Origin of the sequence: Chitinophaga sp. Ak27 (assembly GCF_012726295.1) — a bacterium.
In the GTDB taxonomy this organism is placed as follows: Bacteria; Bacteroidota; Bacteroidia; order Chitinophagales; family Chitinophagaceae; genus Chitinophaga.
In genome coordinates this window covers 287,409-301,692 of sequence record NZ_JABAOB010000008.1, presented here as the reverse complement: position 1 = coordinate 301,692, position 14,284 = coordinate 287,409, and the positions used below count along the sequence as shown (strand labels likewise).

The 14,284-nt window shown below is 47.8% G+C and carries 11 protein-coding genes; 2 read left to right on the top strand and 9 right to left on the bottom strand.

Going from position 1 to position 14,284, the window contains the following annotated elements; genetic code table 11:
- Positions 1-15: 15 nt before the first annotated feature.
- From HGH90_RS25215 to HGH90_RS25175, 9 genes are all read right to left on the bottom strand, one after another.
- Positions 16-558: an RNA polymerase sigma factor gene (locus tag HGH90_RS25215; protein WP_168766481.1), complete on the bottom strand. Its 543-nt coding sequence runs from the start codon at positions 556-558 to the stop codon at positions 16-18.
- 298 nt (positions 559-856) lie between these two features.
- Positions 857-1,969: an acyltransferase family protein gene (locus tag HGH90_RS25210; RefSeq protein ID WP_169192135.1), complete on the bottom strand. Its 1,113-nt coding sequence runs from the start codon at positions 1,967-1,969 to the stop codon at positions 857-859.
- A gap of 30 nt (positions 1,970-1,999) precedes the next feature.
- Positions 2,000-2,869: a PKD domain-containing protein gene (locus tag HGH90_RS25205; protein ID WP_169192134.1), complete on the bottom strand. Its 870-nt coding sequence runs from the start codon at positions 2,867-2,869 to the stop codon at positions 2,000-2,002.
- Positions 2,870-2,881: 12 nt separating this feature from the next.
- A complete protein-coding gene (locus tag HGH90_RS25200) occupies positions 2,882-4,399 on the bottom strand; it encodes a RagB/SusD family nutrient uptake outer membrane protein (protein WP_168766478.1) in 1,518 nt (505 codons plus the stop codon).
- 10 nt (positions 4,400-4,409) lie between these two features.
- The gene (locus HGH90_RS25195; protein WP_169192133.1) at positions 4,410-7,649 is read right to left on the bottom strand and encodes a TonB-dependent receptor; all 3,240 of its coding nucleotides are present in this window, start codon (positions 7,647-7,649) and stop codon (positions 4,410-4,412) included.
- Positions 7,650-7,853: 204 nt separating this feature from the next.
- Positions 7,854-8,984: a FecR family protein gene (locus tag HGH90_RS25190; RefSeq protein WP_169192132.1), complete on the bottom strand. Its 1,131-nt coding sequence runs from the start codon at positions 8,982-8,984 to the stop codon at positions 7,854-7,856.
- Between the two features lie 54 nt (positions 8,985-9,038).
- Positions 9,039-9,596 carry an RNA polymerase sigma factor gene (locus HGH90_RS25185; RefSeq protein ID WP_168741183.1) on the bottom strand — a complete coding sequence of 186 codons (558 nt, stop codon included), beginning with the start codon at positions 9,594-9,596 and terminating at the stop codon, positions 9,039-9,041.
- Between the two features lie 74 nt (positions 9,597-9,670).
- Positions 9,671-10,285: a peptide chain release factor H gene (gene prfH, locus HGH90_RS25180; RefSeq protein ID WP_168766474.1), complete on the bottom strand. Its 615-nt coding sequence runs from the start codon at positions 10,283-10,285 to the stop codon at positions 9,671-9,673.
- Positions 10,286-10,289: 4 nt separating this feature from the next.
- Positions 10,290-11,690 (bottom strand): RtcB family protein, encoded by a 1,401-nt coding sequence (locus HGH90_RS25175; protein WP_169192131.1) that lies wholly within the window; start codon positions 11,688-11,690, stop codon positions 10,290-10,292.
- 570 nt (positions 11,691-12,260) lie between these two features.
- On the opposite strand from HGH90_RS25175, the gene HGH90_RS25170 reads away from it, so the two are divergent.
- On the top strand, positions 12,261-12,887 hold the full coding sequence (locus HGH90_RS25170) for a TetR/AcrR family transcriptional regulator (protein ID WP_168766472.1): 627 nt from the start codon (positions 12,261-12,263) through the stop codon (positions 12,885-12,887).
- Positions 12,888-12,892: 5 nt separating this feature from the next.
- Positions 12,893-14,230, top strand: coding sequence for an ABC1 kinase family protein (locus HGH90_RS25165; protein WP_169192130.1), 1,338 nt, complete (start codon positions 12,893-12,895; stop codon positions 14,228-14,230).
- Positions 14,231-14,284 lie beyond the last annotated feature (54 nt).

The following is a 14,284-nucleotide window of genomic DNA, read 5'->3' as shown; positions in this document are numbered from 1 at the left end:
GTTAACAAAACCGGGTTAATATCCCTTATGAATGACTGCGTGACGTAATACCTTCAAGCCCCGCTTCAAATGGGTTTTGAAGGAATTAATACTGATTCCCATCTCATCTGCTGCCTCCTGGTAACGCTTCCCCTCCATATATACCATTTGTATGGCAGAACGCTTTTGTATAGCCATCTCATTGATAGCTGTCAGCGCCTGTTTATAATAGTCTGGTGAATTTTCTGCATGCTCCGTACAGATAGCGTCCTGGAACTGGGTAAAGGCTACCTGCTGTTCCCGCTCTGCTTTCTGTTTTTTTAAATAAGTCAAACAGCGATTCTTCACCGCCTGGTGGAGGTATCCCTTTATATCGCCCTCGAAGTGAAGGTATAACTTTTTGTCCCAAATGTCCAGGAAGAATGTCTGCACCAGGTCATTGGCTTCCGCATCATTCCGCAAAAACCAATACGCATTCAGGCAAAGCAGCTTATGATATTTCATAAATAAATCATCATACGCCGTGGCATCTCCTTCTTTCAATCGTTGCACTAATATGATATCTGAACAATGATCCATTTAATAAGAAAGCCTTATTGATGATAATACTTTACACGTGGCATAAAACATGACATCAGGTATACTGCATAGCAGATAACCCGTTACAGGTGACAATGATACTTTATAAGTGCTGGAAGAAAATTTCTCCCATTGTTCACATTATGATTATGATTATATTATTACGATTACTAAGATTTTGGCAACTGACTTCTTAAACTTGAATCAAGGTAAATAATAAAAATGTAAAAACATAAAAAAATAAAAGCTCCGGTAAAGATACCGGAGCCTTTTTTCCATGGGGGTTTCAGTAGATAGCTTATAATTTGAAAAATATTTTCCGTTTATACAGCCAGTAACACAATCCCCATTCCAGGGCCAATACCGCGAAGGCACTCACTACATTCTGCAGGGATTCCGGCAAGCCTGCCATCCCGGTAAATCCTTTTACAAAAATCCCGGTGGTCGGATTTACCCATTGCCCTCCTACGGTTTCAAAAAACAGGTAAATAAAAATAGCGTTCATCCCCACCACGGTGGCGATCCAGGCATAGCGCGCCTGCTGTTTCACATCGATGATCCAATACAGAAACGCCAGTAATAACATTACCCAACCTCCAGATGCCAGTGTAAAGGAAGCGGTGGCAATCCGTTTGATAATGGGCGTTATGCCAGCCCAATCAAGTCCGAAGCCAGCCGCCAGCCCCAATATACCTGCTATCAGCAGGATACGGATCTTTTGTCCGGCGGCACGGTTACTGATCAGCAGCTTTCCCGCCAATACGCCCCAAATGGTATGCGCTGCAGTGCTGATAAAGTTGATGGTCACCCATCCTCCCCCATCATTTAATTTACCCATCAGTAACATATCTACATATGATCCCAGGTTATGGTCCTGAACAAAAGGCTGATCATAGCCAGGCAACAGCACGAAACGATAGAGTAAATCAATGGCCAGCAATAATAACAGGCTTACACCCAGCTGGAAAACATAGGAACGTCGTATAATCAGGTAAGCAATCAGGGTGGTAACGGATAACTGTGTAAGTACATTCCATAACTCCCACACTAACCGGCCTGCATATACGCAATGGAGGGCGGTACCAAATATAAACAACTTTAGGCAACGAAATGCAATATGCCGGAAATTTTGTGCCCAGGTGATCCCTTTTTGCGTTTTATAATAATAAGAGATATACATCGCCGACCCCGCCATGGTCATAAACGCCGGCTGTACCAGGTCCCAGGCACGCAGCCCATTCCAGGGATGATGAAAAAACTGCTGCATGACAGCGCCCCATATCCCCGTTGGATGCAAATGCTCCAGTGATCCATATACATGGGCACTTTCTGCCGCCAGCAAAATCATAATACATCCACGCATCACATCCAGGGAAATCAGTCGTTGGTTGACATTGGTAGTAGTATTCATAGTACAGATTGGAGTGCTTAAATTAATCATTTATTCCGGCATATTCAATAAAAACGAAGGCGCCCCTTCATCCGGAATAGTACCCAACTGCGTGCCCCAATCGCTGGTAGTAGCCACCATACCCAAACGTATAGCCGACCCCGTAAAACCCTTTATCTTGGAACGATCCAGTTTTCCTTCAAACCGGATCACCCCATTGGATTCCTGCACGGTGCCGATACTGTAAAAGTCGGTGCCGGATTGCTGGTCAAAACTGAAGCTGGTTTGCGCCCCTGTATGATAATACATAGCCATAGGAATAGCGGCAGTAGCCGGTTTCAGTAACAGCTGTCCTTCCAGCAGCACATCATATCCACCGCCGGTAAACAACGCTGTCAGCAGCCCCGTGCCCGCATTGTTGTCACTATCTATATATACATCGAAAATAACCCCATCAGCTGCCTTACCGGTCATTTCCACATAGAAATACATGCTCTGTCCGTCGTAATCAAATTTGGCTTTTTTAAACACCCCGCCTGCCGGTCCGACAGTGATTATGTTCTGGCTGATAGTATCCCAGTCGCCCAGGCTGTTATCATTCAATTTTACCGGGGAGGTTTTGGAGATACGTAACACCGTAGAGCCCTCTGCCACCATGCCCGCAGCAGACGTGGCATACAGGGTAGGCACATACTTTCCTTTGCCCTTATAGGTATGCACCGGGCTTTTTTCAGTGGAACCCGTACTATCGCCAAAATCCCATTTCCAGGAGGTAGCTCCCGTAGAAGTATTGTTGAATGTAACGGTATACCCCTCTACATTCACTGTATACACTACCAGCGGCGCCGGCTCGTTATCGTCTTTCTTACAGGCCGTAGCTGCACAAAGCAGCAGGAATATATAAAGCAGTTTCTTTTGCATGTTCAGGAAATTTTAAGGATTCTGGATACACAGTTTATTCGTTTCTACTTCGTCGATAGGGATGTAATAAACAATCTTCGGATTATCCGGCTGTATCAGCATCCCATTGTAACCGGAAGGATTGGCAGCGGGATTAATATCCGACTGCTTTAAACCCGGTAAATGATACCCCCAGTAAGTTCTGTTCATCACCCGTTTATTGCGGTAAACATCATAGGTACGGTGTCCCTCAAACGCCAGTTCCAGGCGCCGTTCTTTCAATACCAGGTCCAGCGCCGTTTTGCCCGCCGGCACCTGCTGATGATATAATGCGCCGGATAAGCCGCGGTTAGACCGGATCATGTCTACATCATCGAGCGCCGCAGCAGTGTTCCCCAACTTTGCTTCTGCCTCTGCTTTGTTGAGGTACATTTCTGCCAGCCGGAACAGGATAGGTGAGCTCAGCGTGGGGCTTCCACCCTGACCAGAAAACTTTGAGATATAATAAATATCGATACCATTCTTTTGTTGCACGGCGCCATTACCATCTTTCAGCGGCACAATATATTTCCAGCGCACATCTTCGGGATTGGCCGACATGGTATCTCTCAGCGAAGCAGAAGCAAATTCTTCGCCCCAGCCAGAGTTACCGTCTGAATAGATCATAGAGGCAATAGAACCAAACTTCTTGTAATCATCTATTGGGGTAAACGCCACACAAAGAATGGTTTCACTGGCAGCGGTAGCATTGGCAAACATATCAGGATAGGTAGCTGCAGTAGTCAACGTAAACCGGCCGCTTCCTATTACTTTGTTGGCATAGTAAATAGTGCTGTCATTCTTTCCCTCATACAGGTACGCCCTGGAAAGCAGCGCCCATGCGGCTTCCCGGGAAGCGTACTGCGGCCCCCGCGATTGATTCATTAACTCCGCCGCTTTGCTGGCATCGGCTATCACCTGCGCATATACTTCCGCTACAGTGGCTCTTGCCTTTTGTGCCGGGTCGCTGGTAGATGTACGTAAGATTACGCCCGGCGCAGCCGCCTGCTGCGTATACGGCATAGCAAATATTTTCACGAGATTTAAATGGCTGAGCGCCCGCAGGAAATAACATTCGCCCAGCATCTGCTGTGTGGCTGCATCTACATTCTGCAGCTTGTTCACCGCCTCTATCACGGTATTGGCATCGTTGATAATTTTGTAAGAGATATACCAGAAATAACGAGTATTTGTTTGCGTGGGAGAATGATCCAGGGAGAAGCTATAGAACAAAGGATCTTCTGTTGTTTGTCCACATACAATATCATCGCTGGCAAAATCTGACAACTGGAAATACTGCCGCAGGTACATATTGTTATCATCGGTGGTACCATTGAAAGGCACGTGGTCTTTCAGCAGCGAATAAGCCCCGTTTACGGCATTCTTTAACCCATCTGCGGAGTTGGTAATCGTTTCGGTACTCAAAGCATCGCTAGGATTGACGTCTTTCATACAACCGGTTTGCCACAACAGCAAGGGCAATAGTATCAATATTATAATGGCTGATCTCATGATGAGCGGTTTAGAATCTGAAATTAATGTTGAACAGGTACTGGCGGTTATTCGGATATTTGAAATCCGATACGCCCGGCATCACCTGGGAGCCCGGCGTGATCGTGGTTTGCGGGTCTTGTCCGAGGAAATTGGTGAACGTGTGCACATTATCTGCTGTGAAACCTACCGTAATGCCGTTGAGCTTCATCCTGGTTACCAGCGCATGCGGCAGCTCATAACTCAGGCTGATATTGCGCAGGGCAAGGAAACTCCCGTTTTTCAAAAATCTGGTAGACGTTTGGGTGGAGTTAGCCGAATTTTGCGGGCTGGGCTCTGTGGCGTCATCCCCCGGCTTCGCCCAGGTACTACTGCCTTTGGGCAGGTTTACCTGGTTGTAGTAAGGTTCATTGCCATCGTTTTCTACGAAACGGAGATTGTTGCTATATACTTTATTACCCGACAGGAAATAGATATTCACACCCAGCGAAATACCGTTGTAGGTAAACGTATTGGTCATCCCTCCCTGGAACCTGGGCAGCGCAGAACCCACTTCCTGGTAGGTAGCGCTGGCATAATCCGAAGTGGCTTTGGTGGTGCCATCTTTGTTTACCACTTCCCAGAGCGGCGCACCTGTTTGTTTATCTACCCCCAGCCATTTAGGCATATAGAATTCATAGAGATTGCCACCATTGCGGTATATCTGCGAAATGCTCCAGGTGGATTGTGTATTGATAATATTGGCGGGGAATTTTTGCAGCTTGTTGGTATTGAAGTTGATATTGAAGTCGGTGCTCCATTGAAACTTGCCGCTGCGGATGTTAACGGAACTCAATCCCAGTTCCACCCCATTATTCACCAGCTCTCCCACGTTCTGCCATTTGGTTTCGAAGCCTACTGATAAAGGCTGGGATACCTGCAGTAACAGGTTTTTGGTAACATTGTTATACACATCTACGCTCAGGTCGATCCGTTTAAACAGGCTGATATCAATACCGCCATTCCATTGGTATTTGCTTTCCCAGGTAAGGTCCGGGCTGGGTAGCTGGGAAGGCGTAGCAGCGCTTTGCCCATTATATTGGCTGGCCAGTGAAAACAGCGCCAGGTAGCGCGACGACCCGATGTCCTGCGTACCGGTAACCCCATAGCTGGCCCTCAGTTTCACGTTAGTGAAAATGTGATGATCTCTCAAAAAATCTTCATTACTCATTAACCAGGCGGCCGACACCGAAGGGAAGGAAGCATACCGGTTGCCGGAAGGGAAATTGGAAGAGCCATCCACCCGGAAGGAACCGGTGAGGAAATACTTATCCTGGAAACTGTAGTTTACCTGGGAGATAAAAGACTGTATAACGGCTTCATTCAGGCTACCAGATACCTGCTGGTTATTAGCCACCGTGTTCAACACTTTTAGTCCTACCGGCAATCCCTTACCAGAGGCGCCCATCACATCGGTGTTGCTGCCTTCAAAGGCAACACCGGCAAGACCGCTGATATGATGATCACCGCGATGAAAATCAACTTTCAACAGGTTATTGGATACGTATCCATAATTGAGCGTACTCAGTTCACTCAGGTAGCCCGTAGCATGATACTGCCCAGCCACCAATGGCGAATACCAGGTTTTATTTTTGTTATATCCCAATGATAAACGGTTGGTGCTCACGAACGACAACCAGTTGGTAATGCCGATGTTCAATCCCATATCATAGTTCACATCAAAATTCTTGTATGGATGTTCCGAATTGTTGATCGTGTGAATGGGATTCACTTTGTCGCGCGACCACCATTTGAACGCCGCATTACCATCTACATACAACGGTTTTCCCATACTGTCGTACGGATTATCCCAGGGCATATTGAGAAACGCATAATACATATCGTTGTAGTCGTATGTTTTGCCAAAAGAACCGCTGAGGTTAATGTTGTTGGTGAGACTGATCCGCGGAGAAAAATGATAGGTAGAATTGGCTCTCAGGTTTATCCGTTGATAGTTGGTATTCATGAAAGTACCTTTCTCATTGTAGTAAGATAAACCCAGGTAATAATCGGCTTTCTCTGTTTTACCGGCGGCCGACAGGTATATGTTCTGCATAGGTGCGCGGCGGAACATATCGGTGAGCCAGTTATAATTCTGGTTGCGGAGCGACAAGGGCCGTTCGTTGTAAAACTTGAGCAGGTCTATTTTATAGGAGTTGCTGGCAGCGCCGGGAATGTAGTCGCGGTAATATTCTTTTTGCCGTTCATACAATTCGCTGCCATTCATCATATCCATGGTTCCGAAGTCGGGTGTGCGGAAGCCGGTAGTGATCTTTGCCTGGAATTGTGTTTTTCCTGATACCGCTCTTTTCGTGGTGATGATGATCACCCCTGCGTTAGCCTGGGAGCCGTACATAGCGGTGGCGCCGGCATCTTTCAATACCGTTACGCTTTCAATATCATTGGGGTCGTAATTGCCGCCAATAATACCATCTACCACTACCAGTGGGCTCTGAGAAGCATTGACAGAAGAGATGCCACGGAGGCGAATTTCGGCGGCGGCGCCGGGAACGCCCGAGCTGCTTACCACCTGCAGCCCCGATACCTTTCCCTGTAACATGGTTCCCACATCGTTGGTGGTAACATCTTTTAATTTGGCGGCGTTAACTACAGTAACAGCGCTGGTTAGTTCACTTTTCTTCTTATCGGAATAACCTACCACTACTACCTGGTCGAGCTGGCTGCTCCCGGTTTTCATGATCACCTGCATGCCAGGATGAGCGGGGAGTTCCTGTTTATCGTAACCGGTATAGGTAAAGATGAGTATTTCACCAGGATTGGCAGCCACGGTAAATAACCCGGCTGCATTTGTAGCATTTCCGCGGCTGGTACCTTTTACCAGTATCGTAGCCCCGGGGAGGGGTGTTCCATCGGCCGACCGGACGGCCCCACTTATTTTCCCGATGGTGTCTGCCGGCGGTGAAACAGTGGCCGGGGGCGATAAAGGGCGGATCACAAATACGCCATTGCTCACGGTAAAGGTAACCGGCTGGTGTTGCAGGCATTGTTCCAGCACCGATTCCACATCGGCATTGCTAACGTGCAAGGTAACAGGCGCCGTATTTTTCAGCACCGATTCATTATATACGATAGTGGCGCCCGACTGCAGGATTATCTCTGCAAATACTTTCTGTAACGGCATGTTTTTCACGGAGAGTGTGACTTGTTGTGAAAAACTCCTGGCGCTTACATGCAAGCAGGCTACCAGGATAAGCCAGGTGGTCATTTTCATCACCCGCAAAATTTTGGTTAATAAAAGTCCCTTGGGGAGAAAAGGTATCTCCTTAAATTTTAAATACATACTTTTAATAAGGTTTAGAATTCTTAAATGATCTTTCGCTGATCTTACAGGATGCTGGACTTTCGCCGGGGGTGTGTCACCACCTCCGGTTTTTCCATTGTTCAAAAGTTATTTCATACGTTACTGTTTACAGGTTTACGGTAATACCACTACTTGTTTTCCATTGATTTTAAAATGATTGTTGCCGTTTTCTTCGAGTACGTGCAACACGGCTGATAAATTAAGATTCCGGCTGATACCGCCCCCATACAGTTCTTTACCGGGAACGGTGTGATATACAATTTCCACATCATACCAGCGGGCTACTTCCCGTAGGATGGTGGGGAGATCCATATTATTAAAGACGAACAGGCCATTTTTCCAGGCCATAATTTTATGTACATCGGCAGTGCTTATCCGCAGTTGCCCCGCTGTGGGCGACCAAACTGCCTGCTGTCCCGGCTGCAATATTTTATCGTGCACTTTTATCTTTCCATCAAGCAAGGTCGCATTCACGGTGGGCTCATCGGCATAAGCCATTACATCAAAGCGGGTACCTAACACCTGTACTTCCATGTCGCTGGTTTGTACCTGGAAAGGCTGTATAGCGTTGGGGGCAATTTCAAAATAGGCCTGGCCCGTGAGCAGTACCTTCCTGTTTGTGCCTTTAAAGGCGGTGGGGTAACGCAGGGAGGAAGCGGAATTGAGCCACACTTTAGACCCATCAGGTAAAGTAACCTGGTACTGGCCGCCCCGGGGAACGCTGAGGGTATTATACACCACTTCTCCGGCGCTACCATCGGCCTGGTAAGACAGTTGCCCCGGGGAACTTTTCACCACGCGTGCGCTGCCCTGCTGGCTCAATGCACCGTTGGCGGCATCATCCAGGGCGATCGTGCTGCCATCGGCCAGGGTGAGCAAGGCTTTCTTTTGTGCTGGCGCAATTTCCCTGAGGGGCATATGAACGGCTATATCTTTTTTGGGCAAGGTCTTATACCGGTGCCATAAAGCAATAGCGCCGGCCGCAGCGACCAACAGCGCCACCGTAGCGGCCACCGCGTAGCGGCGATAGGGCGGCATTGCTTTGATGGGCGTTTCCGGTTGCATAACGGGCAACAGCCTGCTAAGCAGGCGTTGTTTCAATTGCGCGGGATCTTCTCCCGGCTCCAGTGGCAACGGCACTTCGCTGTCATCGAAACTGTGGTACCAGTCTTCCAGCGCACTCGTTTCTTCCGGCGTAGCGCGGCCTTTCAGGTAACGTTGAATCAGGTCTTTCAGGTGTTGCATACAGGTAGAGTACAGAAATGCAATGGTTACCCTTAGTATGGAGAGATATTTTTTTTAGAAGAAGAAAGAAAAATAGGGGTATACATCTTTCAGGCGTATCCGCAGGTGTTTCAATGCCTTGGTGAGATGAGCTTCCACGGTTTTTTCGGATAGCTGGAGAGCGGCCGCAATTTCTTTATTGCTGTATTGGTCGCGGCGGCTGTATAAAAATACCAGGCGGCATTTTTCAGGTAATTCATCAATGGCATTTCCCAGTCTTTGCTGCAGCCTGTAAAAATCGAGCAGGTCGCTGTCTGGCGTGGATACCAGCTGCTGTACATCCGGATTATCCAATGGCTGATCGGGTAACAATCGGCTGATCTGGCGGAATACGGCATAGCGGGTGGCGGTGGCCAGGTAACCGGAGAGATGGCGTATGTCGAGTTCTTTACGGCGCACCCAGAGGCTGGCCAATACCTCCTGTACAACATCTTCTGCGGCGGTACGTATTCGTAGGCGATTATAGGCAATGGCGTACAGCTTTTCCCAGTAGCGATGAAATATTTCGGTATAGGCAGCTTCATCGGCCTGTTGTAGTCGTTGCAATAGCGCTATGTCACTTAGTTCGTGCAAGTATCCCTCTTTGCAATAAATGTAATAAAAAAAGCGGAAGGCTTAAAGCAGAAAACACAAAGCTTTCCGCTCCTCTACAGCCGTTCCCTGATTACCTTCACGGCCTGTCCTCTTTCCAGCTCATTATGTTCCTGCCAGCGGTCCTGCTGCTGGCCAACAAGCCTGCTAGTTTGCCAGGCCAGGAACTTCGCTTCAAGACGCTGGAGACATAACTGCTTGTTTTGCAGCTGTGAGCGGCTGTCCATGGCCAGTACCTGCAAGCCGCTGGGAAGATGTGTGCCCCGCACGGCGGTTTCCACTTTATTCACATGTTGACCTCCGGGTCCGGAAGCACGGCAGGTTTCCAGTACTACGTCTTTCACATTCCAGGACAACTGTTGCTGCACATCGAATACCGACACGCCGGCAAACCAGTTTTTGCGTTTGTGAAATTTACGGTAGGGGCTGAGAGAAACCCATTGCACCGTTCCCTCCCACTCTTTGATAAAAGCCGGGAGACGTTCTCCCTGGGCTAACAGTGTAGCGGACAACAGGGTACCTTTCAGGTCGCCTTTTATGTTTTCCAGTACTTCCAGGGAGATGCCCGCCGCACGGCCCTGCTTCAGCATCAGTTCCTGCACCCGGGCCACTACCCTGCTACATTCTGCAGGGCCGCGGCCGGAAGTGATTTGTATAATTACCTTGTTCATGTCATTAATCTTTGTTCATTCTTACAATAGCGGGCATAAAACGGCCCTCGATGTCGATTAGTTCCTGCTGGGCATTGATCACCGTTTCGATGTCTTTATATGCCAGCGGATTTTCTTCCACGCTGCCGCCAATAAGGGTAACGCCTGCATTGGCCAGCATTTTTTTCATGCCTGACACGGTCATGTTTTCTTTGGCGCGCTTACGGCTCATGGCCCTGCCTGCACCGTGGGAAGCGGAGTATAACGCTTGCTCCACCCCTTTTCCTTTTACGAGGTAGGCTGCCGAGCACATGCTGCCGGGAATGATGCCCATTTCGCCGGTATGCGCAGGGGTAGCCCCTTTGCGGTGAATGATCACCCGTTGACCATTGGGCAGCGTATCTTCCCAGGCAAAATTGTGGTGATTTTCAATGGTGGCCAGTGCCTCCAGGCCCAGCGCCTTCAGCAGATTAGCGTGAATCCGGTCGTGACAGGCTTTGGCGTAATCGCCGGCCAGGTTCATGGCCAGCCAGTATTCCTGACCAGCCTCACTGTTGAGGTCCAGCCAGGCCAGCTGCTGTGCCGACCGTGGCAGCTTACAGCTATCCATAGCGATGCGGGTATAATGCTGCGCGATATTAGCGCCCAGGCCCCGGCTACCGGAATGCGATAACAACGCCAGGTATTGTTTTGCCGGCAGTTGCAGCGCATTGTCTTCCGCCATTTCTATCAACCCAAATTCTACGAAGTGATTCCCACTACCAGACGACCCTAACTGACGCGCTGCTTTGATCTGTAATTTCCGCAGCAGCTCGGTCGACTGAAATGCAGGGTCATCCAGCACCTCATGCGATTGCGCAAAGGGTAGTCCTCCTTCCATTCCAAAGTGAGTATAGTCTTTCAAGGCCACTTTTACCTGGTGGGAAAAGCGTTTCAGAAAACTTTCCCCTTCCGCAAAAATGGTGAGCGCCATGCGGCAGCCTATGTCTACACCTACGGCGAAAGGCAGTACGGCATTATCTACCGCCAGCACGCCGCCGATGGGAAGTCCGTAGCCGGTGTGTGCATCAGGCATTAAGGCCCCCTGTACCGTCACTGGCAGCGACATGGCCACTTCCATTTGTTGCTTGGCCGAACGCTCAATTTCCTTGCTGCCGTATACTTTCAGCTGCCCGGCTTTTTCCAGCAGCTCATAGCTTTGAAAATGGCATTCCACCGGTTCATCCATAAAAGTGGCGGCAATTTTACCCAGTATTTCATCGCCGTGGTAAGCCGCAGGATCTGCTTTGATGGCTGTAAGCAGCGCCATCAGCTCTGCTTTGCCGGTATGTTTAAAATGTTTGGAAATAGTATTGATAACAAGACTTCTTGCCCTGTCGTTGGTATAACCTATTTTACTTAATTCTTTTGTTTTTATACTGCCCATAAAATGGTGATTGTAGTATGTATAATTGCTGAGGAGCGGGCATAGCACGTCCTCCGGGCGCTCCGCGCCCATTGTAATATTTTGGTGAAACCACTGCTGCGGGAAAGCTTAATGGGGCGGCAAACAATACCCTAACGTATACGCTTATACGATATCCTGTTACAGCCAAAAATTATTATAAAATATAGCTGTATATACAATATTGATTTATACTGCCTTGTACAAACAATCGGGTTATGTAATGCAGGAAAATACGAGCAATAACAAGGCGTTTGCCTGATCAGGCAAGCAACAGTGCGGGTGATATGTGGGTACGTTCTGTCATGATTCCTTGCAATTTTAAACGATGAAGAATAAGGAATTCGGGTGCAAAGATATGGTTATTTTCCAAATACCAAATTCCTTTTTTTATCATAATAATTTCCTGGTAAATAAAACAGATTTTAACATTTCCACCCACGATAAAAAACTGTTTATAAGCGCACATGCCGTAAATTTGTATGCGCCCACGTCTTTAACCTCCGGTACCAATCCGGACGGGCTTATTCAACAACCGTAAACCTTTTTCTTATGGACAAACAGCTTATTCGCAACGCCTATAAAGTGTACTGGCTTGAAAATGGCAAAGCGCCGGTATCGGTATATGCACTCTGCAAAATTGTAGATATCACGGAAGCTGCGTTTTACGAACAATACAGCTCCCTGGAATCAGTGGAACAGGATATCTGGCTATCCATCTTCCAGCAAACACTCGAACAATTACAGGCAGATGATACCTATCTCCAGTACAACGCACAGGAAAAACTCCTGGCCTTTTATTTTCTCTGGGTACAAAAACTGAAGGAAGACCGCAGCTACCTGTTACTGCAACGGAAACATTTCCGCCTGCCAGACCTGTACCGTAATAAACTGGAAACCTTCCATGATGCCTTTAATGCGTATGTACGCGACCTGGTAAAGGAAGGCTATCAATCCAACGAAATCAAAGAAAGAAAATATATCTCCGATCAATATGTACATGGCTTCTGGTTACAGGCACTGTTTGTATTGAAATACTGGCTGGATGATACCAGTCACCAATTTGAAATGACCGATGCTGCAATTGAAAAAGCAGTGAATCTCAGTTTCCAGCTGATCAAATCCAATACCCTGGATAGCTTGCTGGACTTTGGGAAATTTATTTTTACGAGGAAATAAACATCATGAAAGAGCAATCCAACATTCCTACCTCCAAGGTGGAAAGGGCAGGCAGATTTGTTACGACCGGACTTAAAGTTGGTTCTAATTATATCAAACACTACACCCGCAAACTGATGGATCCTTCCACCACGAAGGAAGCGCTCCACCAGGACAATGCCGCTGATATTTATGATACCCTCAGCAACCTGAAAGGTAGCGCCCTTAAAGTGGCACAGATGCTGAGCATGGACAAAGGAATGCTCCCCAAAGCCTATACAGAAAAGTTTGCCATGTCGCAGTACAGCGCCCCCCCGCTGAGCGGACCGCTGGTAGTTAACACCTTTGTAAAAACACTGGGCAAATCGCCCTCCCAGCTATACGATACCTTCGAGATGCAGGCCTCCAATGCCGCCTCCATTGGCCAGGTACATAAAGCCACCAAAGCTGGTAAAACACTGGCCGTAAAAATCCAGTATCCCGGCGTAGCCAACAGCGTGAAATCCGACCTCCGTATCGTAAAACCTTTTGCAATACGCATTGTAGGTATGAACGAAGTAGATATGGATAAATACTTCGACGAAATAGAAAGTAAACTGCTAGAGGAAACCGACTACAAACTGGAGCTTCACCGATCCATGGATTTATCGGCCGCCTGCGCGCATATCCCCAACCTCTGCTTTCCAGGCTATTACCCCGACATGTCCTCCGAGCGGATTATTACGATGGACTGGCTGGAAGGCAAACACCTGAAAGAATTCTTGCAGACAAACCCCTCCCAGGAAGTGCGCAATAAAATAGGCCAGGCCCTGTGGGATTTTTACCAGTTCCAGGTGCACAGCCTGAAACAGGTACATGCCGATCCTCATCCGGGCAATTTCCTCATGCGCCCTGATGGCACCGTAGGCATATTCGACTTCGGTTGCGTAAAAGAAGTACCACTGGACTTCTATGAAAACTATTTCCTGTTGGTTGATAAGGAAGTGTTGAAAGATGAAAAACGCCGGCATGAAATATATACTAACCTGGAAATGATCCATCCTACGGATACACCCAAAGAAGTGGAATTTTTCTCGGGGTTATTCCAGCATATGATCGATCTGCTCACACTCCCCTTCACCCTAGATACTTTCGATTTCGGTAATGAAGCGTACTTCAACGAAATATATGCCTACATGGACGAACTGTACAACATGAAGGAAATCCGCGACTCTAAAGTGGCCCGCGGCTCCCGGCATAGTTTGTATATCAATCGTACTTACTTCGGGTTATACTCCATTCTCAGTGAACTGAAAGCGAATATCATTACCGGGAATAGCCGGATTAAGGAATTGGCGAAAAGCAGCAAGAAAGCTGAAAGCTGAAAGCGTAAAGCAAAAAACTATTGTGGAGAAGGATATAAGCGAATTTAAACACTC